A 24,297-nucleotide genomic window follows, 5' to 3' on the forward strand; every position below is an offset into this window, starting at 1 on the left:
CGGTTCGGGCCGATCGCCGCAGGGGGCGTCAGCGGTCGGGACGAAACGGCGCGAGATCTGTCGGTGGGGTCGCTCCATCGAAATGCGCCTTCGCGATCTCGGCGGTGATGCCGCTCATCGTCAGGCCCAGATGGCCGTGGCCATAGGCGAGGAAGATCCGGCGCGACCGGGGGGCGGGGCCGAGGACCGGGCGTGAATCCGGGGTGCTCGGCCGATCGCCCGACCAGATGTCCGACGGGGGCGCGCCTTGGCCCAGCAGCTCCACCGCGCGGGAAAACACCGGCGCCATCCGGGCGTGATCGGGCTTGCGATGCGGCCGGCAGAACTCTGCCCCGGTGGTCAGGCGCAGGCCGTCGAGCGTGGGCGACGCCACGACCCGCATGTCGACGAACAGGGCCGAGCGCCGGAACCGCGCCGCCGCATCGTATTGTCGGTGGTAGCCGCGTTCGGCGATCACCGGCACCCGCGCCCCGTGCGGTGCCGCCAGCCGGGCGCCGTCGCGGCCCGCGGCGATCACCACGCCGTCGAAGACATGCGTCTCGCCCGGCGTCCGGACGCGCAGGCGCTCGCCTTCGATCTCGATCTTCGACACCGCCGCTGCGACCGGCTGCACGCCCGACGCCGCGCGGAACGCCTCGACAAGGCGATGCGGCGAAACGATCTGGCTGACGCCGGGAAAGAGGGTGGCGCCCCGGACCATGCCGCGACGGTCGCGGGCGACCAGCTCGGGTTCGAGGTCGAACAGCTGCGCGGCGCTCAGCCGGTGACAGGGAATGCCGTGGGCCCGCCGCAGCGCCAGGCCCGGCTCGGCGCCTTGGCGGGTCTCTTCGGAGAGGTAGACATGCAAGAGCCCCTCGGTCTCGCGCAGCCGCGCGCAGCCTGCCTGCGTCATCAGCCGGGACAGGGCATCGTCCGCATTGGCGAGGATGCCGGCCAGCGCCCGCACGCCCGAGTCGTGCCGCGCCCTGCCGCAGGCCCCGAGAAACCGGGCGACCCAGCGCGGCTGGCGCAGCAGGTCCGACGGGTGCAGGACCAGCGGGTGCCGCGGGTCGCGGTGACAGGAGAAGGCCGAGCTGAGGTTCGCACTAGAGGCCCATGGCAGGATCGAGGCCGTGCCGACGTGACCGGCATTGCCGTAGGATGCCGGGCGCCCGGCCGGCGCGGGCTCGAACATGGTGATCGCGTGGCCCGCCTGCGCGAGGCGGAAGGCCACCGCCGCGCCGACGATCCCGGCGCCGATGATCGCTATGCGCATGGCGGCCTCACAGCTGGCGCCTGACCCGCATTCCGGGCCGGACCGGCGTCAGGCAGGCCTGGCAGTTGCTCAGCCCGTCGATCTCGACGAGGCATTCGAAACAACTTCCCATCATGCAGAACGGCGCCCTCGCGGAGCCGTCGACCGGCGAAGCGCGGAAGGTTCCGGCCGTGCCGGTCAGCATCAGGGCGGCGAGGTTCTGGCCCCGGCGGGCCCGCACCGGATTGTCGTCGATGAAGATCTCGACCATGTCGGCGCCGTCGTGTTCGGACGCGGTTTCGAGTGTTCGGAACGTCATCACGCGGTCTCCTGCGCCAGAACCGCCAGCTGCCGCAGCGGCACCGGTTTGACCGGCGGGCGGATCGACATGTAGCCGAGCTGCGCGGGGCTGCTTTCGGTGGTCTGCGCCATCAGCATCGACACGGTGGTGCCGCATGTGCGGGCCTGGCAGGGGCCCATGCCGGCGCGGGTGAAGAACTTGAGCTGGTTGATGCCGGGGCAGCCGTTCTGCGCGGCCTGCCGCAGGTCGCCGGCGGTCACCGCCTCGCAGCGGCAGACGATGGTTTCATCCTCCCGGGGCACCACGTGGTGCATCGGCGGCAGGTAGGCCCGGTCGAGCGCGCGGCGGAACCGGCGCTCGGCGTCGAGCCGGCGCCGGCAGGCGGCGCGGGCGCGGGCCGTGTCCTGCCCGGTCAGCCGGCCGACGATCTCCAGCGCCGCGAGACGTCCGCCGACCCGCGCCGCCTCGGCGCCGAGCACCTCGGCGCCATCGCCGACGATGTAGACGCCCTCATGGCTGCTTTGCCCCTCCGGGCCGGTCGTCGGCTGCCACAGCCGCTTGTCCTCGACCCACTCCAGCCCGCATTCCAGCGAGGCCGGCAGGTTGAGATGCGGCACGACGCCCTGATGCAGGAACAACCCGTCGAGGGCGAGCCGCTCCTCGCCCCGCCGGTGGCGGAAGCTGAGGCCGGTGAGCCGGTCCTCGCCATGCGCCACGAGCCGGTCGGCACCGTGGTAGTACGGCACCCGGTGACGTCGCAGCGCGCGCATCCATGACAGGCCCTTGCCCAGGGCCCGCAGGCCGGAGGCACCGGCCAGCGGGTCGGCCAGGAAGGCGCCGGCCGGGCTGCCGCCGCCCGTCTCGATGATCGCCGCGGGCCGCGCCCCGGCGCGGCAGAGCTGCAGCGCGGTCAGCAGCAGCAACGGCCCGGTGCCGGCCAGCGCGAAGCGACCCTGCGGCACGGCGCCTTCGGATTTCAGCATGATCTGGGCGCTGCCGACGGTCATCACCCCCGGCAAGGTCCAACCGGGGATCGGCATCGGCCGTTCCAGCGCCCCGGTGGCGACCACCACCGCCCGGCCGGTGGCGAAGCCCACGGCATCGTTGCGCGAATAGGCCACGCGCAGATCGCTGGTCAGCTCCCAGGCGGTGGCGCCGGGGAGGTAGGTCGCGCCGCTGTCGCGGAAGGCCTGCACCAGCGCCGCGCCGCCGTGATAGTCCGGGCCGAGGATCGAAGCGTCGGTGAGCCGGTTTTCGGCAACGCAGCGGTAGATCTGCCCGCCCGGCGTGCCCTGTTCGTCGAGCACCGCGCAGGACAGGCCCGCGGCGCGGGCGGTGATCGCGGCCGACATGCCGGCGGGGCCGGCGCCCACGATCACGACATCGAATTGCGTCATGGCTTGATCGAGCATCAGGCGGCTTCCTCGAACCGAGTGGTTAAAAATTGGGCGATCGGGTCGGCGGGTGCATCGCCGGTCAGGATGCCGGGCAGGTCCAGCGCGTGGAACGCGGCGAGCGTGATGCCGCTGTGACAGGTGGCCACGTGGATGCCGGGCGCCGTCGCGATGGGGCCGTAGATCGGGAAAGAGTCCGGGGTCATGACCCGGTAGGCGGCCCAGGTGCGCAGCACGCGGGCGTTCTGCAGGAAGGGCAGGATGCGCAGCGTCCGGGCGACGCTGGGCCCGACATAGCCGAGATCGGTGCCAAGATCGGCGGCGTCCTCCTCGATGCTCGAGCCCAAGATGAAATGGCCGTCGATGGTCTGCCGCGCCTTGATGATGAAGACCTTTTGGTGGCCGCCGAACCGCTCGGTGATGATGGCCTGGCCCTTCTGCGGCCGGACCGGCAGGGCCACGCCGAGGGTCCCGCCCAGGGCGCGGGCGCCGTTGCCGGCGGCGATGACGACCTGCCCGGCCGCGACGCGCATGTCGCGGCGGCGCAGCATGTGGCTGCCGTCGCCGGCCGGCTCGATGGCCTCGACCGCGGGCCCGGAGAGAATCCGACCGCCGCGCCCGAGGATCGCGGCGTGCAGCGCGCGCAAAAGCCTGATCGGATCGGCCGCGCCGTCATGCGGCGAATAGGAGGCCGCCACCACGTCGGGGCCGATCTGCGGCTCCATCGACCTGATCTCGTCCGGCGCGATCATGCGGATGTCGAGGCCGTCGGCGCTGCACGCGGCGGTCATCTGCCGCACCTGCGCGGCGCGTGTGTCGGCCTCGGCCTCCGACAGGCAGCATTGCAGCCCGCCGCGCCGCTCATAGGCGACGTCGATGCCGCTGTCCTGTTGCAGATCGCGGGCGAAGCGGGTCCAGAGCAACGAGGAGCGCAGCGACAGCCGGGTATAGGAGGGGCAGCCCAGCCCCTTGTTCTGGACCCACACCAGCCCGCCATTGCCGCGCGAGGCGCGAAACGCCTTGTCGCCCTCGTCGAGAACGACGACCCGGCGGCCCCGGCGCAGCAGCCCGTAGGCGATGGCGGCGCCGGTGACGCCGCCGCCGATCACCGCGACATCCGCGGTGACGGTCGTGCCGTCACGCGGCATCTTGCGCCTGCGCGGCCTTGAAGCGCGCCTCGTCGACCGCCGCGCGCACCGTCACCTCGACCAGTATGTCCGGCTTGGTGAACTGCGCGATGGTGCAGATCCGGGCCGGCGGGCTGTCCCGGTCGACCCATTCGTTCCAGACCCGGTTCATCTCCTGGACATCGGCGACATCGGCCAGGGTCACGTCGATCGACAGGATCATCGCCTTGTCCGATCCGACGCTCGCGAGCCGCGCGTCGACGCGGTCGAGCAGCTCCTTCATCTGGCCGCGAATGCCGATCTCGCGCTTGTAGGGTTTGTCCGGCGTGGCGGTGAAATAGGCCACGCCGTTGTAGACCGCGATCTGGCCGGTATGGGGGACCGGCCCCTCGTCCTTGCCGGGGTTGAGGCCGACACGATGGATCTTCATCTTCTGTCCACTTCTTGCTGGGTTGCTAGGAGATGGGCAAGGCGCCCGGTGAATCCTTCGCCGCCATGCGGGCGCCGAGGCTGCACCAGACCGGGTTGTCCGGTCGTGGGCGCGAGAACCTGTCGAGGGCAAAGGCGGAGATGTCGAAACCCGTGGTGCCGTCTACGACGAGGTCGGACAGCACGCGGCCGATCACCGGGCCGAGCTGGAAGCCGTGGCCGGAAAAGCCGAAGGCGTGCAGCAGCCCCCTGGCCGACGGCGAGGGGCCGAGGATCGGCAGGCCGTCGGTGGTGTAGGCCTCGAGCCCGTACCAGGCACGTTGGATGCGGCCGAGGGTCAGGTCCGGCATGAGTTCGCCCAGGGTGCGGGCGCTCTTGGCGATGCCGGCGAAATCGACCGTCACCTTCCGGGCGGTGTCGGAATAGCGGGCCCGGTGCCCGCCGCCGATCAGCAGCGAACCGTTGGCCGACGCCTTGAGCGACATCCGCCCCTTGACCCGGCCGAGCACCGGGCCGTGATAGCGCGGCACCGGCGTGGTCACCATCATCATCGGCGCCTCGACCGAGAGACTGGCCTCGTCGCCGAACATGGCCGCCACGCGGGCGCCGCCGAAGCCGGCGCAGTTGAGCACGCGGTCCGCGCGGTACTCGCCCCCCGTCGTCGCAAGCAGCCAGCCGTCGTCTAGCCTGCGCGCGGCGTCGACCCGGACGCCGGTCTCGATGCGGGCGCCGAGGCGCAGCGCAGCCTCCCTGAAGGCGCGGACCGTGGCGAAGGGGTTGGCATAGCCGTCCGACCAGTTCGCCAGGCCGCCGACGACGTGCCGGCCGATGCCCGGCACTGCGGCGCGCACCTCTTCGGCCGAGACCAACTCCTCGAACTCGTGGCCCAGGGCCTGCACCTGCGCGCGGCGGGCGCGCAGCGCATCCAGCTCGTCCTCGGTCTCGGCGACGAACATGTGGCCGACGCGCTGGAACCCGGCCTCGGTGCCGACCAGATCGGGCAGGCGCTCCCAGATCCGGGCGCTGGCGGCCGAAAGTTCGAGCTCGGCCGGGTGGCGCCCGATGCGGCGGACGCCGCCGGCATTGGCCGCCGAGGCGTGGCGGCCAACATGGTCGCGCTCGAGCAGCAGCACGTCGACGCCCCGCCCGGCCAGGTGCAGCGCCGCCGAGCAGCCCTGCAGCCCGCCGCCTACGATGATCACGTCGGCGCCCTGCCGGTCACCGCGGGCGGGGTGGATGGCGCAGGGGGCCAAGGTCACGACCGGGCCTCGGAGCTCACCGGCCGGCCGGCGGTGATCATCTTGTGGCACAGGAGCGTCAGCGCCAGACCGCCCGCCGCATAGTAGACCCCGGTCGCCATCGGGCCGAGCGCGGCCCAGAACAGCAGGCCGCCGGCGACCGCGAGAAGCACGCGCTCGGGCAGGGTCAGGTAGCGGGTGTGGTAGCCCTCGGTGACCCGCGGCATCAGCAGGAAGAAGCCGCACATCACCGCGAAGTCGAACACCATCTCCGGCATGGAGTCGTCGAGCAGGTTGCCGAAGGCGAAGACCAGCGGCACGAGGTAGAGCGCCTTGCCGATCAGCATCGACTGGAACCCGGTCTTCATAGGTGGCGCGCCGGCCATGCGGGCCGCGACGATGGCGGTCATGCAGATCGGCGGGGTGATGGTGCTGTCCTGGCTGAACCAGAAGATGATCATGTGGGCGGCGATGATCGGCAGGCCGAGATCGGCCAGGGCCGGCGCGCCGAGCGCGGCGATCAGCACGTAGGCGGCGCTGACAGGCAGGCCCATGCCCAGGACGTAGGACATCAGCGCGATGAAGATCACTGCCAGCAGGATGCTGCCGCCCGACAGCGCTAGGATCACCGACGTCACCTTCACCAGAAGCCCGGTGATCGCGATCACCGCGTAGATGATGGCGGCACAGGTGGCGATCGGCGTGATGCCCATGGTGGCGCGACTGGCGCCCTCCAGCGCGACCAGGAGCTTCCTGGGGCCGATCCGGGTGCTCGCGCGGAAGAAGGAGATCAGCAGCGAGCTGACGACGCAGGCCGAGCTGGCGAGATAGGGCGTGTACTCGAGCAGCAGCAGCACCACCAGCACCACGATCGGCACGAAGATGTGGCCGTCATGCCGGAGCACGTCGCGCACTCGCGGCAGCTGGTCGCGCGACAGGCCCTTCATGCCGGCCTTGCGCGACTTCAGGTCGACGTAGCTGTAGAGCGACACGTAGTAGAGGATCGCCGGCAGGATCGAGAAACCGAGCAGCGTGATCAGCGGGATGTTGGTGAATTCCGACATGATCAGAACGCCGGCCCCCATCATCGGCGGGGTCAGCGCGCCGCCCACCGAAGCGCAGGTCTCGATGGCTGCAGCCTCGTGCGGCTTGAAGCCGGACTTTTTCATCATCGGGATGGTGAGGGCGCCGGTGGTGACCACGTTGCTGATGGTGCTGCCCGACAGCGTGCCCATCATCGCGCTCGACACGATCGCCACCTTGGCGGGGCCGCCCTTGCGGTGGCCGGCGATGCCCATCGCCAAGTCGGTGAAGATGCGGATGCCGCCCGAGACCTGCAGAAACACGCCGAAGGTGATGAAGGTGAAGACGAAGGTCGCCGCGATCACCACGATGAAGTTCACCATGCCGGTCTGCAGCAGGTAGATCGACTCGACCAGGTCGACGACCGTGCTGCCGCGATGCGCGAAGACGCTCGGCCAGTAGGGGCCGGTGAGCGCGTAGCCGATGAACAGCAGGCCGACCACCACGATGACGAGGCCCACCGTGCGGCGCGTCGCCTCGAAGACGCAGAGGATCGCGAGAATGCCGGCGATCATGTCGGTGGTGCGGATCTCGCCGGAATAGGGAATGCGCGTCTCGAAGCGATCGGCGCTCAGCAGGCCCCAGCCGAGGACGAGAAAGCTCACGATGGCCAGTAGCCAGTCCATGGTCGTGGGCATGTGCGAGTCCGGCTCGTCGGTCGGGCGGGCCGGGTACAGCAGGAAGATGATCGGGATCAGGACGGTCAGGTGCAGAAAGCAGATGACGTAGGGCCCAGGCGAGATGACGAAGCCCCAGTAGAGGGTGAGCAGGCAGATGCCGGCCGTGACCAGGGTGATCGCGTGCCCCAGCAAGCCACCGGGCCGGCGCTGGCCGTGCGGAAAGATGAACTTTCGGAAATCGTCCCAGGACATATCCATTGGAAGTCGTCGCTCCGGAAGTGAGGGGTGGATGTGGGGACCGATGCAGCGGTCATCGGCGCGTCAGGAGAAGGCGTTCCCGCGCGGCGACCGCCCGGGAACGCGCCGGCAGGCCGGGGATCAGTCGATCCAGCCCTGCTCCTTGTAGAATTTCAGCGCGCCAGGATGGATCTCGATGCCGAGGCCCTTGACCATGTCCTCCGGGTTCCAGCTCTCGAGGCTGCCCACCGCGTTGACCATGCGCTGCTTGTTGTTGGCCACGTTCTTGACCAGCTCGTAGACCAGCTCGTCGTCGAGATCGGCCGTCCCGAAGAGCAGCGTCGGCATGGCCACGGTCTTGGTCGCGGCCTTCTGCTTGGGATAGTGCTCGGAGGTCAGTTCGAAGACATCGAACCCCAGCTCGCCGGTCAGCTGGTCGAGGACTTCATCCGTGAAGCCCATGATCTGCGAGTCGCGGATGCGCATCTGCTCGATGATCACCGGGTGCGGCGGCGCGAACATGAAGGAGGCCATGTTGACCTGGCCGTTCTGCCAGGCGTCCTTGCGGCCGTCGGTGTTGAGCTGCTGCACGCTGCCGCCCGCCTTCTCGATCTCGTCCAGCGGCAGGCCGTAATTCTCGAACATGCGCTGCACGATGAAATGCATCGAGGACCCGGTCACCTCGGAGGCGAGGTTGATGTCGCCGGCGATGTCCTTCAGCTCGTCGAGCGACGAGATGCCGACGCTGTCGGCCACGAGGAAGTGGAACGGGTAGGCATTGAGCGCGAGGATGGCCCGCAGGTCGTCATAGCCCTCGCCGGGGTTGATGTCGTTGCCGCCTTCCTTGGCGAGCTTGAGAAACGGCCCGTAGGACAGGCCCATGTCGGACTTGCCGACACCGACGCGGGCGATGTTGCCGATCGCCCCGGCGCCGGGGATGACCGAGACCGGCTGGCCGTCGAACGACTGGTTGGCCAGGTCGGCGATCGTGGCGCCCGTCGGGAACCACGATCCGCCGGTGCCGGCGGTGATGATCTGAACCGGTTTCTGTTCCATGGCCTGCAGCCCGGTGGCCGATGCGGTGATCGCGAGCGCACCCACCATTCCCGTGATGAGCCCCCTGACGCTGAGTTTCGCAGAATGCATAGTCATTCGTTTTCCTCCCTTAGGTCGCTTCGGTTACGTGTTTCGTTGCGATTGGCCGATCCGGCCGAAGCTGCCTGCACTGGCACCAGGGACTGGGTTTTCCTCCTGGTTGCACGCGCGTGCAGTTGAACGCTATGGTGCGGAAGTTGCGCGTGTCAACGAGGCGAAACTTTTTCATAAGAGGTGAAACACCTTGACAGGCAATCGACCTTGCGAGCGGGTCAAGCGGGCCGGCCTGGTCCGTGTCCTGCATGACGGCCATCTGCATTGGTCGTCATCCGCGTCGGCGAATTACGGGAGGAGATGATGAGCAGATCCGGGGAGGCACGGACCCACAGGGCCACGGCGCAGGACGTGGCCAAGCTTGCCGGCGTATCGAGATCCGCGGTTTCGCGGACCTTCACGCCCGGCGCGGCGGTGTCGCCTGCGACCCGGCAGAAGGTTCTCGCCGCGTCGCAGCAGCTGCAATACGTGCCCAACGCGGCGGCGCGCAGCCTAATGACGAAACGCACCAACCTCATCGCGGTTGTCGTCTCGAACCAGGCGAGCACGTCCTATGGGCGGCTGCTGGACTGTTTCAGCAGCAGGCTGATGGACATCGGCTACAACGTGTTCCTGATCACGGCCGTCGAGAACCTTGATACCGACGACCAGCTTCTGAAGATGCTGCGCTACCCGGTCGACGGCTTCGTCATCACCGCGGCCGCGTCGCTCGAATTCTCGCGCCAGATCTGCCGGCACTGCATCGCGCTTGGCATTCCGGCGGTCACGCTGAACCGCACCATAGAGGGCGCCGAGCTGAGTTCGATCAATTGCGACCACCGCGCCGGTGGGGCCATGGCGGTCGATACGCTGATCGATGGCGGCCTTCGGCGTCTGGGCCTGATCGTCGGCCATGAGCCCACGACGGTGAACACGGAGCGGATGAACGGCTTTCTCGAGCGCGCGGCCGAACGCGGGATCGCTGAGCCGGCCGTGGTCCGGGCGCGCCAGTTCAATTTCGACGGCGGCTACGAAGCCGCCGCGCAGCTGCTCGGCCGCCATCCCGATCTCGAGGGTCTGTTCTGCGTCAACGATCAGATCGCGATCGGCGCGATGGAGATGGCCCGGAAGGACGCGAAGCTGCGCGTGCCCGAGGATCTCTCGATCGTGGGTTTCGACGACATGCCCGCCGCCGCATGGCCGAGCTTCGATCTGACGACGATCCGGCAGCCGATCGACAAGATGGTCGGTGAAACCCTGCGCGTGCTCATGCAGACGATCGAAGGCGACGCGTCACCTGCAAGCCATAGCGTCGTTCCTGTCGAATTTGTCCGCAGGGGGTCGTCGCGCTGAAAGGCTGTGCCAAGGGCCTTGGGTCGCGTCGCCGCCTGACATGCCGGCCCCTCGCTCCGACCGGAGCGAGGGGGTGCTGAGAAGGGCACTGAAGCCTTCGGGCGCACAGGCGGCTGCGGCGGGCGTCGCGCGCTAGGCGCGCCCCGGTTCCGGTCAGGCGGGAGAGCGGCTGACCGTCGCCGACCGTTCGGAAGCCAAGGCCCGCGCGCTGCTGCAGCATCTGCAGGCGGCTTTCCGGGCGGTCGAGGTCGAGGCGGGCCACGACATCGCCGTCAACGCCACCTCGCTGGGGCTGAAGCCGGACGATCCGCTGCCGTTCGACCCGGCGGACCTTTCGCCCGGCACTCTCGTGGCCGAGGTGAACATGCAGCCGGAGGAGACGCGGCAGCTCGCCGCCGCGGCGGCGCGCGGGCTGCCGACCCATCTCGGGCGCGTGATGCTGGAGGGCCAGCTGCGCCAGATGATGGAATTCCTTCTGCCGGAAGCGTCGTGCCCGTCGACCGGAGGCCGACCATGACTAACAATAAACCTGGAGCACTCAGACGGGGCAGCTCACGACAGGGGAGGCGGATGCAGCCGGGCCGCCGGCGAAAACCGCCCTCCGCGATACGACGGCATGACGTCGCGTCCCTTTTTCGTTGACAGGCGGCACGGCATCGGAGATCTATTTGGAACGTTCTAAATGGAACGTTCCAAAAGCGGGCGGACCCGCTTACGAGCACGCATCTGGGAGGAATGACATGCGCGCCCTACCGACCATTCTCGCTTCCGCACTGGCCCTCACCGGGGCCGCCGGCGCCGCGCAGGCGCTGGAGCTTCGCTTCGGCCATATCGGCACCGAGGACACCGCCTACCATCTCGGCGCGGAGCGCTTCGCGGAGCGGCTGAGCGCGCTGACCGACGGCGAGATCACGGTCGAGATCTTCGCCAATGCCGCGCTCGGCGGCGAGGGCGACATGTTCGAGCAGCAGATGGCCGGGGCGCTCGACCTGCTGGTACTGGCGCCGCAGAACATCACCGATTTCGCGCCGACGGCGAACGTCTTCTCGATCCCCTTCCTCTACCGCGACACCGCGCATTGGGAGGCGGTCCTGACCGGCGAGGCCGGCGCCGAGATCGGCGAGGCGATCCATGCCGAGACCGGCGTGAAGGTGCTGGGCTATTTCGGCGGCGGCCAGCGCCACGTGGTCAGCACCGAGCCGGTCGAGACGCTGGCCGCGCTCGACGGGCTGAAGCTGCGCACCAACCCGACCAAGCCGCTGCTCGCGGCCTGGTCCTCGCTCGGCGTGCAGCCGGCGGTCTACAACTACCAGGAAATCTACACCGGGCTGCAGCTCGGCGCGATCGACGGGCTTCTGAACGAGCCGGAATGGATCCTGCGGATGCGCTTCCACGAGGTCGCGCCGCATATCGGCCTAAGCGGCCATGACATCACCGTTCGGCCGCTGACCATGTCGGGCGCGACCTGGGACGCGCTCGACCCGGCGCAGCAGGAGGCGGTCGCGACCGCCGCCGCCGAGGCCTCGGCCTATGCGCGCGAACTGCAGCTCGGGCTCGACGCCGAGAGCCTCGAGACGCTGAAGACCGAAGGCGCCATGACCTACGATCTCGACAAGGCCGAGATGATCGGCACGGTCGAGCCGGCGGTGGCGCCGGTGGTCGAGGAGATGGGGCTCTCGGGTCTCGTCGCGCGCATCAAGTCCGTGCAGTGACGGCCGCGCCGGCCCGGCGCGCGCCGGGCCGGCCCCGGTCGGGAGCCCCCGCCATGAGATCCATCCTCGCCGCCCTCGGGGCCTGCAACGCGGCGCTTCGGCGCGCGCTGTCGGGCCTGTGCTTCGGGCTGATCGTCTTCTTCTTTCTCGCCATCCTCTACCAGATCCTCGCCCGCAACCTGGCCATGCTGCCGCAGGCCTACTGGACCGAGGAGCTGTCGCGCTTCTCCTTCCAGTGGCTGGTGCTGGCCGGCGCCGCGCTCGGCGTCGCGGCCGACGACCACTTCGTGCTCGAGATCGTCGGGCCGGAGCGGCGGCTGGGCCGGGCGCTGCTGGTGCTGCGCGACCTCGCGCTGGCCGCGATCGGGCTGCTCTTCGTCGTATACGGCTGGGAGTTCGGCCTCTCCGGTCTGCGCCGCACCGCCATGGTCACCGGCCTGCCGATGATCTGGATCTACATGGGCTTCGCGGTGCTGGGCGGGCTGATGCTGCTGTTTTTGGCCGAGCGGCTCCTGGCCATGGCTCTGCACGGGGTGCGGCCGGGCCGGGCGCGCGCCGGGGTCGCCGCGACCACGCAGGGAGACGGCTGATGCTGCCACTCGATCTTGCCGCCGGTGTCCTGCCGGGGCTTCTCTTCGCCGCGCTCGGGCTCCTGATCGCCTTCGGCATCCCGATCGCCTTCGCGCTGATCGCCGCGAGCGCGCTGGTGGTCTGGCTCGATCCGCGGCTGGTGCCGTGGATCCTGATGCAGCGCATGTATTACGGCATGGACAGCTTCGTGCTGCTGGCGGTGCCGCTGTTCCTGCTGGCCGGCAACGTGATCAACGCCGCGCGGGTCACCGACCGGCTGATCGCCTTCGCGCTGGCGCTGCTGGGCCGGTTCCGCGGCGCGCTGGCGCAGGTCAACATCTTCGTCTCGGTGCTGTTCGGCGGCGTCTCGGGCTCCTCCACCGCCGACGCGGCGGGGGTGGGCACGGTGCTGATCCCGGCGATGAAGCGCGAAGGCTACCCGGCCAGCCTGTCGGTCGCGGTGACCGCGACCTCATCGGTGATCGGCAACGTCATCCCGCCCTCGATCACCATGATCGTCTGGGGTGCGATCACCAACACCTCGATCGGCGGGCTGTTCTTCGCCGGGATCGTGCCGGGCCTGCTGATCGGGCTGGCGCTGATGGCGGTGAGCGCGCTGTTGTCGCGCCGCCACGAGGTGCCGGTGCGGGAACCGGCCGGCGCCGCCGAGATCCTCTCGACCAGCCGCGACGGGCTCCTGGCGCTGAGCATTCCGCTGGCCGTTGTGGGGGGCATCCGCTTCGGGTGGTTCTCGCCGACCGAGGCGGCGGTGATCGCGGTTCTGGTGGCCTTGGTGCTGGGCTTCGCGGTCTACCGCACGCTCGACCTGCGCGGCGTGGCGCGCGCCACTTCCGACACGGCGCGGCTCTCGGCGCTGTCGCTGTTCTCGCTGGTGGGGGCCTCGGTGTTCGGCTACCTGATCTCCTTCTACAAGCTGCCGCCGCTGCTGATGGGGCTGGTCTCGGTCAGCGACCCGACGCTGGTGCTGCTGTTCGCGGCGGCGGTGATCCTGCTGGTCGGCACCTTCATGGACGCGCTGCCCGCCACCGCGATCCTCGCGCCGCTGCTGCTGCCGATGGCGCTGGAGGCCGGGGTCCACCCGGTGCATTTCGGGATCGTCGGGGTGATGGCGCTGGCCTTCGGCCTGGTGACGCCGCCCTACGGGCTGTGCCTGCTGATCGCGGCGCGGATCGGCGGCATCCCCATGCTTTCGGCGATGGGGGCGACGACGCTTTACCTGCTGGCGATGCTCGGGGTGCTGCTGGCCTGCATCCTGTTTCCCGAGCTGGTGCTGGCCTTCCCGCGCTGGGTCGCGCCGGACCTGATGTGAGGGCGGCCGGTCGGCCGCTTCGGCTGACCGGCTACTCTGGGTTGCAAGGCCCGTCGGCGGCGGGCGGCCGCCCGCCGCGCAGGTCGGCCCGCCTTCCCGCGAGGGTGCGGTCGGGCAGGGGCGGGGTGACGGCGTGCGCCTGCCGGGCGCAAAGGTCCCGCCCTCCCGGAAAAGCCATTCAGCGCAGCGGCAAACCGTTCAGGTGGCGGCAAAACGCGGTCATTCGTCAGCGGCCGTGAAATCCATTGGGTTTCATCGCATTTCCGCAATTCGGCCGGAGAAAGGTAAATAATTTACTTACACCCTTTGTTTTATTGACCCCATTTGCACTTCTGGGCAGTTTTGGTGAATGGCCGATCAACCCTACGGGGCGACGGCCTCCGGCTCAGGAGAGGCGGCACGACCCGGCGGGGAGGCTCCAAGGGGTCGTGAGATTTTTCGGGTGGAGTTTGACAATGTTGAGACCGCCTCTGGTGCCATCGGCACGGCTCGGTAGACCGAGAGGGACAGTTCATGAGTGGCTCGAAAATGACAGGGTGAGAACGGGTATCCGCGCAAGCGCCCCTCCTGGTCGAAGCCGGCTCCCGTCCCTGTCGAACCTTCTGAATATCCCAGACATGATGATGGGTTACGCAGCATCCCTCGGTCCGGCGGCGCGGTTGCGCCCGCCGGGCCGTCCGGCAACGCAGCCTGCGACCGGCGCGATCCGCGTCGGCGGCGAGGTGTCTCTCAGGCGCGTGTACACAGGGGCCTAGCTTCGGAAGGCCTCTCGCGCGGAGAGCAAGTGAAGATCGGCCCGGCCCGGCACGCCCATCGTGCGAAAATGGCCGGTCATCTCTGAAAAGCAGCGTTCCGTCCCGTCGGCCCCAGCCGGGCTGCCGAGGGAATTCCGCTTGTGGATTTAATTGACGCGAGGCCGCCCGGTTTCGCGAACAGGGAGGTTCGTCCTAGGACGAATTCGATGGCGCATGGCTGTAACGAATGATTTCACCGCGAGCGAACTGGACCTCAACGGCAAGACCAATATCGGCAGCCCGACCGCATTGGTCTGGGGGCCGGACGGCCGGCTCTACGTCACCGAGCAGGACGGCGACATCAAGGTCCTGACGGTCGCGTTCGGCGACAAGGATCCCAACGACGCCGACCCCACCGCCAGCTTCCACGTGACCGATGCCGAGGACGTGGACCTGGTCAAGACGATCCCCAATTTCAACGATGACGGGACTTCGCTCGGCTCGAGCAAGCGGCAGGTCACCGGCATCGACGTCACCCAGCAGTACGATGCCAATGGCGACCCGGTGATGCTGGCCAGCGGCAAGCCGGCCGTGGTGATGTACGTCACCTCCTCCGACAGCCGGATCGGCGCGGGCGGCGGCGGCAACGACGCCGGCCTCGACACCAATTCGGGCATGATCACGAAGCTGGTCCAGCAGCCCGACGGAAGCTGGGAGGCCATCGACCTGGTCCGCGGCCTGGCGCGCTCCGAGGAGAACCACGCGACGAACGGCCTCGAGGTGATCCAGGAGGTGGTGGACGGCAAGCTGGTCTCCGAGCGGCTGATCGTCGCCAATGGCGGCAACGCCAACACCGGCGCCCCGTCCAACAACTTCGCCGGGCAGCAGGAGCAGCCCTACTCGGCGGCGATCCTCGAGGTCGACCTGACCGAGCTGGCCGGCATGCCCGTCAACACGGATGCGGCCTCGGGCCGCAAATACGTCTACGACATGCCGACGCTGAACGACCCCATCCGGGCCGGCGAGACCGACGCCGCCGATCCGTTCGGCGGCAATGACGGTCTCAACAGCGCCAAGCTGATCGCCGACGGCCCGGTCCAGATCTATTCCGCCGGCTATCGCAACGCCTACGACGTCGAAGTCACGGAGGACGGCCGGGTCTGGACCTACGACAACGGCGCCAACAACAACTGGGGCGGCCGCCCCGCCGGCGAGGACCAGGACGGCGACACCAACTCCACCGAGGCCGAGACCGGCACGCCGCCGGGCTACATCGCCACCAACCTCTACGTCGAGGACAACAACGAGATCTTCGGCAATTTCGACCCGCAGAACTGGGACCAGCTCCATGAAGTGACCCGCTCCGACGACCTCAACGGGCGGAGTCTGTCCGCCGGGGAGGGCGGCGCGTCGCTCTACACCTGGGACCACCCCGACCACGGCGCCTTGCAGCTGGTCTATGGCGGCCATCCGAACCCGACGCGGGCCGAGGGCGCGCGGGCCGGCATCCTCTACACGCCGCAATCCGGCGTCGGCAACGCGAAGCTGATGGTGTCGAACGTCGACAAGAACGGCACGAGCGACTTCCTCGAGGTCGTCGACTGGCTCAGCGCGATCGGCTACTCGGACGCCTTCATCAACGCCACCGTCGTCGCCGTCGATCCCGGCGTCCGCTACGCCGACAGCTTCGCCGCGGGCTTCGGCGGGGCCGGCGCGACCGGCCGCCCGACCAGCCCGGGCGTCTACTCGCTGCAGGAGGATCCGAACGGCCCCATCGGCCTGCCCGCCGATGTCGAGGAGATCGTGCACGCGGTGAACGCGATCGAGGGCGACTACCGCGAGGCCGGCTATACCGACGGGTCGGTCGACACCGGCAAGGGCTCGGTCAACGGGCTCGCCGAGTACACCTCCGACATCTTCGAGGGCACCGGCGTCAGCATGAAGGGCGCGCTCTTCGCCGCGTCGTTGAACCAGGGGCAGTACTACGTCATCGGGCGCGACGGCGACGGCGTGGTGCAGACCACCACCACCTCCGGCCGCACCATCGCCGCCGACCGCGTGTTCGTCCCGTCCGGCGGCGCGCCGCTGGGGCTGGCCTCGATCGGCGACGACCTCGTGCCGCATGGCGGCAACGAGGCCTTCCGCGGCTCGGTCTGGGGCGCGATCTACAAGCAGAACGGCCCCGTCATCGAGGTTCTGCAGCCGGGCAACCCGGAGAGCAACGCGCTGCTTCCGGTCTATGCCGGCCAGGAGCCGAGCGACCCCACCGACCATGATCTCGACGGGGTCGACCACCTGAACGATCCGTTCGAGTTCGATGCCGACAACGGCATCGCGCTGGCCGCCGGCGAGCGGATGGAGATCAACTTCAGCCAGGTCGATCTCGCGGCGACGCCGGAGTTCTCCGGCACCATCGGCGACACCGGCCTGATGGGCGCGGCGCTCGACGGCGTCACCCCGAACCGCGACGCGAAGAGCGCCGCCGACGGCTTCGGCCCGGCCGACCAGGAGGACGGCCTGTTCGACAATGCCGGGAACATCATCCCGGGCGGCAACGCGCCGATCCTGCAGATCAAGGAGGTGGCCGCCGGCAGCGCCCTGAACGGCGCCAACACGCTGCGCGACGGCCTGCACACCGGCGTCAGGATCGACGAGGACGTGAAGCGCCTCGTGGCCGAGGTCGAGGTGTTCAACTGGGCGGTCGACCAGTTCGACGGCCAGGGCCGCGTGACCGGCCTGACCTTCGGCGACGGCACCCAGTCCAACTTCGTCCGGTTCGTCTTCGGCGACGTGGGCGCCGAGGGCGGCACGCTCGGGCTCGAGGTCGGGATCGAGACGGATGACAGCTACGCCGTGCTGGCTACGGTCGACGACCAGGCCTTCATCGACGCGCTGCTGGTGGGCGACGGCACGCTGAACCAGAAGAAGGTGACGCTGCAGCTCGAGATCGCCGATATCGGCGGCGCCTACGACATCCTCGCGCGCTACAAGGTGGACGGCCAGCCGGGCTTCACCGAGGTGCCGCTGAACGCCTCGCTGCCCGAGGGCGTGCTGCAGCAGGTCCTCGACGGCACCCACACGATCAGCGACGGCACCGGCCCGACGCTCACCTCGGGCGCCGCGATCGGCATCGTCGCCGAGAAGGGCAGCGCCACCAGCTTCACGGCCGTCGACATCGACGCCATTCGCGTCGAGGCCTTCGGCAACGAGATCGCCGCCGGCAGCGCCGGCGAGGTGCAGGGCGCCGTCGGCACCGACGGCACGGACACCGTGATCTACGACGGCACCGACACCCAGCTCGGGGCGCTGCCGGCCGACATCGAGAACTTCGACGGTTCCGGCTCTGATGCGGACTTCACGCTCACGGCGAACGCGGCGTCGAACAGGATCAAGGTCGGCTCCGGCAGCAACACCATCACCACCGGGGAGGGCAACGACGTCGTCAGCGGCTCGCTCGACGATCTGGACGGCGACACGGTCACCGATTTCTCGCGCGACGACGCCATCCTGATCGAGGGCTTCTCCTCCGCCGACATCGACAGCGTGTCCTATGCCGAGGGCTCGGCGATCCTCACGATCAACGACAGGACCTTCACGCTCGACGGCGAGGACTTCTCGGGCGAGAACTTCGACGCCACCGATGGCGCCGCCTACTTCGACTTCACCGATACGGCCGACGGGCTGCGCATCACTTCGCGCGCGCCGCTGAGCCCGGTCGTCGCGGTCGATGCCGGCGGCTTCGGCAACAAGGTCGGGACGCTGCGCGACACCGTGCTGACCTTCCAGGGCGACGAGGGCGGCGCCGTGGACGGCAACGGCTTCACCACGCCGGGCTCGACGAAGGCCTACACCAACGCGGCGGCGCAGGGCCATGACTTCCCGGACACCGATCTCGACGCGATCCTGGCCACCGAGCGCTCGAATGCCGGCGCCTTCAGCTACGAGATCGCGGTGCCGGACGGCACCTATCTCGTGGACCTAATCTTCGCCGAGATCTATTTCGGATTTCCCGGCAGCAATGGGCCGGCCAACGGCGACGGGCAGCGCATCTTCGATGTCGAGATCGAGGGGACCGAGGTCATCACCAACCTCGACATCCATGCCGAGGCGGGCGGCGGCGGCAAGCAGATCGTCAAGAGCTTCGAGGTCGAGGTCACCGACGGCGTCCTGAACATCGACATGCCGGCGATCGGCGCCGGCGACGGCGACGTCAACCAGAACAAGCTCTCCGGCCTCGTGGTCTGGAGCGTCGGCGGCAGCTTCGTGCCGGTCGACGCGACCGCCCCGGTGATCGATTCCATCAGCCTCGAGAACCCGCAGAGCGTCACCGACGGGACGCGCACCGCGACCGTGGTGGTGACCGACGAGACCGGGTTCGAGGCGGCCGATTTCACCGGGCTGACCGGCGCCGTGCTGCAGTTCTCGGGCTACCAGCCCGCTTCGGTGGCCGACCCGGTCGTGACGCTGTCGAACGACGGCAAGACCGCGACGCTCGCATTCGAGGTCACGCCGCAGAACGACAGCTGGACCAACGGCACGACCGGCACGATCAGCCTCCTGGCCGGCGCCTTCAACGACGCGGCCGGCAACGGCACGCCCGCGGCGTCGGGCGGCTTCGTGGTCCAGTCGAACCTCGACGCGCTCGATCGGGGTCTCGTGGTGCGCGCGATCAACATTGGCACGGCGGACCAGACGCCCGGCGATCTCGACCCCGACTCGATCAGCGGCGTCGACGACGATGACCGCTACGGCGGCGCGCTGACCGACACGATCATCAAGGATGCCTTCGGCAACTTCGTGACCTTCGAGGCCGACAGCGACGCCTATCACAGCTCGCCCAAGCCGTCGCAGAACGCCAATGTCGACGGCCAGAGCGGCAGCAGCGGGTCGAATGCCGGCGGGATCGATCTCGACGGGTCGGCCTACCACACCTATCGCGACAGCGCCGCCGCCAGCTGGACCTCGACCTTCGGGGGCTTCGCCAACGGCACCTACGTGGTGGAGCTGCACTTCGCCGAGCTCTTCGCGACGTCGGCGCTGCAGCGCGTAGGCGACTTCACCGTCAACGGCGTGGTCTTCGGCGACGATTACGACGCCTTCACCGCGGGCGGTGGCGTCGACAGGCCCAGCTTCATCCGCAAGGCGGTGACCGTCACCGACGGCACGATCCAGGTGCTGGTGGACGATGCCAGCGCGGGCCAGCCGGGCTATTCCGCGATCGTCGTCTACGAGGCGGTCGAGCCCGGCGCCGTGCCCAGCCTCTCGGTCGAGGACGTGATCGTCGCCGAGGGCGGGACCGCGACGATCACCGTCACCCGCACGGGCGACCTGTCCGAGACCACCAGCGTCGATCTGGCGCTGAGCCTCGACGGCACCGCCGACGCGGCCGATGTCGGGGCGCTGTCGGCCGGGTCGGTCAGCTTCGCCCCGGGCGAGGCCAGCAAGACCGTCACCCTGCCGATCGTCGACGACGCGGAGGAGGAGCCGGCCGAGACGCTTTCGGTGATCCTGTCCAACGCCACCGGCAGCGCCGTCATCGCGAACGGCAGCGCGACCGTGACGATCGCGGCGAGCGACAGCGGCCTGCAGGCCCCGGTCGGAACCACCATCTTCGAGCTCGACTTCGAGGGGCCGGGCGGCGAGGCGATCGCCGCCGGCGGCTTCGACGGCACGCTCGGCAACAAGCCCGTGGACGAGAGCAAGAGCGAGGTCGAGAACGGCCGGCTCGTCGTCCAGACCGACGAGGGCGACATCAATGACGGGACCACAGGCGGCAGCCTGAGCGACTTCACCAAGACCGTCGATCTCAGCGACCCGGCGCTGAACGAGATCTACCTCACCACGAGCTTCGAGAACCCCTTCACCGAGGCGCTCCTGACCTCGCAGGGCGTCACCGACGGCGTGGTGCCGAACTTCGTCCAGCAGGGCATCGTCCTGGGGACCGGCACGCAGGTCGCGGGCGAGATGGTGAAGCTGGTCTGGGGCGGCGTCGCGGGCGGCACCGGCGCGCAGATGTGGACCAAGGGCAACGTCGTCGACCAGAAGGTGACCATCGCCGCGATGCTCACCGGCGGCAACGGCCTGTTCGACGTGGCCCGGGTCGAGATGAGCCTCGTCGTCGACAAGGCGGCGGGAACGATCGGCCAGTACGTGACGCTGTTCGACGCCGCGGGCGCGATCATCGGCGGGGTCCGCCCGGTCGCGACCGCGGGCTTCGCGACCGCCGCGCCGGTCCCGCTGCCGAGCGAGGTCCTTCTGAACCTGACAACGGCCGACACGCCCACGCATGTGGGGGTGACGTCCTCCGACAACAGCCAGCCCGCCGGCAGCTTCACCAGCTTCGAGGCGAGCTGGGACTTCCTGCGCCTGTCGTCGCCGCAATACGTCGAGGGCGGCGACGGGCCGCCGAGCGACGCCGTGAACGGCGTGGCCGTCGCCGCGGACGACTTCTCGGATGACCGGCTGGCGCCGACCGACATCGGCACGCTGGCGGCGGGCGAGACCGTGATCGTCGCCAGCCAGCAGGGCGATGACGCGCCGGGCGGCCGCGATCGCGACTACTTCACCTTCACCGTGGCCGAGGGCCAGGAGCTGACCGGCATCGTGCTGGAGGGCTGGGAGACCGAGGAGACCGGCACGCCGCAGGCCTTCATCGGAATCAACGACAGCGCGACCGTGCCCACCGATCCGGTGACGTTCGAGGGCGCGGACCAGATGCTCGGCGGCTACATCTACAACAGCGGCGACGTGGCCAACGGCACGACCCAGGACGGCAACCTGATCGACGAGCTGGGCCAGGGCAGCGAGCAGGGCGTCGAATTCCGCGACACCGACGGGGACGGCCTCGGGGACGGGTTCACCGCGCCGCTGCCGGCCGGCACCTACACGATCTGGCTCAACCAGGGCGGCGCGCTTTCGACCGCGACGCTCAAGCTGGTCACCGCGCCGGTCGCCACGGGCGACATCGTGCTGTCCATCACCGATGCCGCGCCGGTCGAGGAGGGCGAGGGCGCGACGCTGAGCTTCGGCCTCGCCGCGAGCGACGCCTTCACCGGAACCATGGAGGTGCAGTTCGACACGGGCGGCGCCTCGTTCTCGCAGTCGGTCCAGTTCACCGACGGCGCGGGGGTGCTGATCGTCCCCGCACCGAACGACGAGATCAATGACGGCGACACGACCGTCGGCGTCACCCTGACCGGCGCCACCTCCGCCGACACCGCAATTCCGATCGTGGTCGACACCGCCGCCGACTCCGCGAGCGGCACAGTGACAGAGGACGACCCCATGGACCCCGAACTGCAGAAGGGCGACCTCGTCATCGCCATCAATGCCGGCACGGCCGGCGCGATCGTGAACGATGCCATCGAGGGCATCGACTTCGCCGCCGATACCGGCTTCAGCGAGTCGCAGACCTACACCGACGACAATGCCAACGATCCCAACGGCGACACCGCCGCCTTCGACGGCACGATCTACGAGACCGAGCGTTACGCCAAGCTGCTGACCTACACGCTGACCACCAAGGGTGACGGCACGCCGCTGGTGGATGGCGAGCAATACGTGCTCGAGCTCTACTTCGCCGAACTCTACCAGAACGCCGCGAACAAGCGGAAATTCGATGTCACGCTGAACGGCACCGAGCTGCTCGAGGACGATCTCGACATCGTCGCCGAGGTCGGCTTCGACGACCCGGCCACCCCGGAGGTGGAGGGCATCTACAAGGTCCAGACCCTCGCCACCGTCGTCGACGGCGCGATCACCATCGAGCTGAACGCGAACGCCGCCGTCGGGGGCATCGACAACGCCAAGATCAACGGTCTGGCGCTGTTCGAACTGCCCGCCGATCCGTCCGCGGTCAGCGTCTCGGTCGCGGATGTCACCGTGTCGGAGGAGGCCGGCACGGCGGATGTCGTCTTCAGCCGGGCGGGCAACACCGACACCGACATGACGATCACCTTCTCGACCGGGGCGGGCACCGCCACGGCGGGCGAGGACTACACCGCCGTCACCGCCCAGACGATCACGATCCCGGCCGGCCAGACGAGCGTGACCGCGCAGATCACCCTGACCGGCGACGAGGCCGACGAGGGTACGGAGACCTTCACCGTCTCGATCGACGATGCCGTGGCCGCGGGCGCCACCGTCACCATCGCCGATGCCGAGGCCACGGTCACGCTGACCGACGACGACGGGGTCGACCCGGCGGATATCGACGGCGACGGCATCCTGAACATCGACGACCCCTTCGCCTATGACGGCGGCAACGGCGCGGGCAAGGTGCTGGCCGAGGGCGTGAGCTTCCGCCAGGACTTCGACACCGAGACGTCGGATCCGTTCAGCGCCGAGGCCGGGTTCTCGGGGATCGTCGTCAACCCGCTCTTCGATCCGGCCGGCACGTCGGCCACCGATCCCTATGGCGACCGCACGACCGAAGCCAACGTCTCGGTCGCCGGCGGCGCGCTGAGCGTCACCTCCTCGAACAACGACCTGTTCGGCACCGGCAACAACGAGGTGCAGAACGCGATCAAGGACAACTACCAGTCGGCCGTCGACGTCACCGGCGTCGACAGCTTCACGATCGAGGCCAAGGTCGCCAATCCCTTCTTCGGCGGCCCGGTGCCGAGCAGCTACGCATCCTTCGGCATCACCTTCGGCGCCGGGGGGGTCGACGACTACGTCAAGTTCGTGCTCGGCGGCTTCAACTCCACCCCGCGCGTGCAGCTGGCGCAGGAGGACAGCCTGACCGGCGCGAAGGAGGAGAACATCCTGACATCCTCGGGCAGCATCGACGTGACGCTGGCGCAGGACGTGGTCTTCTCGGTCGCGATCGACAAGGTGGCGGCCACGGTCCAGGGCGTGGCGACCTTCTTCGCCGCCGACGGCAGCGAGATCGGCGCGATCGCCACATCGACGCGCGACATTGCACCGAACGGATCCCTGCAGGCCGCGCTTGACGGAAACAACCCGCTGACCAATGGCACGGGCGGCCTCGCTTACGGCATCTCGATCACCGATTTCGGCGGTGCGCCGGGCTTCACCGCCGACTGGGACTACCTCGTGGTCCAGGGCCCCGAACCGGTGAACGACGCGCCCACGGCGGTCACGCTGAGCCCGGCGACCCTGACCCTGCAGGAGGGCACCGACACCAGCGCCGGCAGCGTCAAGCTGGCCGATATCGCGGTCGTCGATGACGGCATCGGCAGCAACGAGCTGACGCTCGCCGGCGCGGATGCGGGTCTCTTCGTCATCGTCGACGGCGCGAACGGGCCGGAGCTGCACCTCGCCCAAGGCGCCGTTCTGGACTTCGAGACCGCGCCGCAGATCGACGTGACCGTCAATGTCGACGACGCCGCCGTCGGCGCCACCCCCGACGCGACCGCCGGCTTCACGCTCACGGTCTCGGACGTCAACGAGGCGCCCACCGCCGTCAGCCTGCAGAACGTCATCGCCTCCATCCCCGAGAATGCCGACACGACGGCCGGGACGACCTTCGTGGCCGATATCGTGGTGACGGATGACGGGCAGGGCACCAACGCGCTGACGCTCGCGGGCGCGAACGCGGACCTGTTCACGATCGTCGACGGCACGACCGGGCCGGAGCTGCACCTCAAAGCCGGTGCGGCGCTCGATTTCGAGACCTCGCCGGTGCTCGGCGTCTCGGTGCAGGTGAACGACCCCGACGTCGGCGGCGATGTCGATGCGACCTCGGACCCGCTGGCGCTGCCGGTGACCGATGCCAACGACGCGCCGACCATCGGCGGGACGATCGCCGGTGTCACCGCCACGACCGGCGAGGCGACCTCCGTG

Annotated in this window: 14 protein-coding genes; 6 read left to right on the forward strand and 8 right to left on the reverse strand. The window is 69.1% G+C overall.

From position 1 onward, the window contains the following. Positions 1-28 precede the first annotated feature (28 nt). The 8 genes from BLT43_RS13875 to BLT43_RS13910 all read right to left on the reverse strand — a co-directional run bounded on the left by BLT43_RS13875 (position 29) and on the right by BLT43_RS13910 (position 8,815). Positions 29-1,255, reverse strand: coding sequence for an NAD(P)/FAD-dependent oxidoreductase (locus BLT43_RS13875; protein ID WP_090113760.1), 1,227 nt, complete (start codon positions 1,253-1,255; stop codon positions 29-31). A 7-nt stretch (positions 1,256-1,262) separates the two neighbouring features. Further along, complete coding sequence (locus tag BLT43_RS13880; protein WP_165612618.1) at positions 1,263-1,553, reverse strand: (2Fe-2S)-binding protein; 291 nt, start codon at positions 1,551-1,553, stop codon at positions 1,263-1,265. Beyond that, complete coding sequence (locus BLT43_RS13885; RefSeq protein ID WP_090113761.1) at positions 1,553-2,947, reverse strand: FAD-dependent oxidoreductase; 1,395 nt, start codon at positions 2,945-2,947, stop codon at positions 1,553-1,555. Before BLT43_RS13885 ends, BLT43_RS13880 begins: the two co-directional genes overlap by 1 nt. Beyond that, complete coding sequence (locus BLT43_RS13890; protein WP_090113763.1) at positions 2,947-4,077, reverse strand: NAD(P)/FAD-dependent oxidoreductase; 1,131 nt, start codon at positions 4,075-4,077, stop codon at positions 2,947-2,949. The genes BLT43_RS13885 and BLT43_RS13890 overlap by 1 nt, the downstream gene beginning before the upstream one ends. Continuing rightward, entirely contained in the window at positions 4,067-4,486 is a 420-nt protein-coding gene (locus BLT43_RS13895; RefSeq protein WP_090113764.1) for a Rid family hydrolase, read from the reverse strand. The genes BLT43_RS13890 and BLT43_RS13895 overlap by 11 nt, the downstream gene beginning before the upstream one ends. Positions 4,487-4,511: 25 nt before the next feature. Then, positions 4,512-5,744 (reverse strand): NAD(P)/FAD-dependent oxidoreductase, encoded by a 1,233-nt coding sequence (locus tag BLT43_RS13900; protein ID WP_165612619.1) that lies wholly within the window; start codon positions 5,742-5,744, stop codon positions 4,512-4,514. Beyond that, positions 5,741-7,684, reverse strand: coding sequence for a TRAP transporter permease (locus BLT43_RS13905; protein ID WP_090113767.1), 1,944 nt, complete (start codon positions 7,682-7,684; stop codon positions 5,741-5,743). The genes BLT43_RS13900 and BLT43_RS13905 overlap by 4 nt, the downstream gene beginning before the upstream one ends. Positions 7,685-7,804: 120 nt before the next feature. Further along, positions 7,805-8,815 carry a TAXI family TRAP transporter solute-binding subunit gene (locus BLT43_RS13910; protein ID WP_090113769.1) on the reverse strand — a complete coding sequence of 337 codons (1,011 nt, stop codon included), beginning with the start codon at positions 8,813-8,815 and terminating at the stop codon, positions 7,805-7,807. A gap of 348 nt (positions 8,816-9,163) precedes the next feature. Here BLT43_RS13910 and BLT43_RS13915 point away from each other — a divergent pair, with 348 nt between their 5' ends. From BLT43_RS13915 to BLT43_RS13935, 6 genes are all read left to right on the forward strand, one after another. Then, positions 9,164-10,144: a LacI family DNA-binding transcriptional regulator gene (locus tag BLT43_RS13915; RefSeq protein ID WP_165612620.1), complete on the forward strand. Its 981-nt coding sequence runs from the start codon at positions 9,164-9,166 to the stop codon at positions 10,142-10,144. A gap of 364 nt (positions 10,145-10,508) precedes the next feature. Next, positions 10,509-10,661, forward strand: coding sequence for a hypothetical protein (locus tag BLT43_RS19165; protein WP_165612621.1), 153 nt, complete (start codon positions 10,509-10,511; stop codon positions 10,659-10,661). Between the two features lie 223 nt (positions 10,662-10,884). Continuing rightward, positions 10,885-11,856 carry a TRAP transporter substrate-binding protein gene (locus BLT43_RS13920; protein ID WP_090113772.1) on the forward strand — a complete coding sequence of 324 codons (972 nt, stop codon included), beginning with the start codon at positions 10,885-10,887 and terminating at the stop codon, positions 11,854-11,856. 53 nt (positions 11,857-11,909) lie between these two features. Continuing rightward, complete coding sequence (locus tag BLT43_RS13925) at positions 11,910-12,446, forward strand: TRAP transporter small permease (protein WP_090113773.1); 537 nt, start codon at positions 11,910-11,912, stop codon at positions 12,444-12,446. Beyond that, positions 12,446-13,756 (forward strand): TRAP transporter large permease, encoded by a 1,311-nt coding sequence (locus BLT43_RS13930; protein WP_090113775.1) that lies wholly within the window; start codon positions 12,446-12,448, stop codon positions 13,754-13,756. Before BLT43_RS13925 ends, BLT43_RS13930 begins: the two co-directional genes overlap by 1 nt. A gap of 968 nt (positions 13,757-14,724) precedes the next feature. Then, a partial coding sequence (locus BLT43_RS13935) for a malectin domain-containing carbohydrate-binding protein (RefSeq protein ID WP_090113776.1) occupies positions 14,725-24,297 on the forward strand: 9,573 nt, incomplete at its 3' end.

It is taken from the genome of Limimaricola pyoseonensis (assembly GCF_900102015.1).
GTDB lineage: Bacteria > Pseudomonadota > Alphaproteobacteria > Rhodobacterales > Rhodobacteraceae > Limimaricola > Limimaricola pyoseonensis.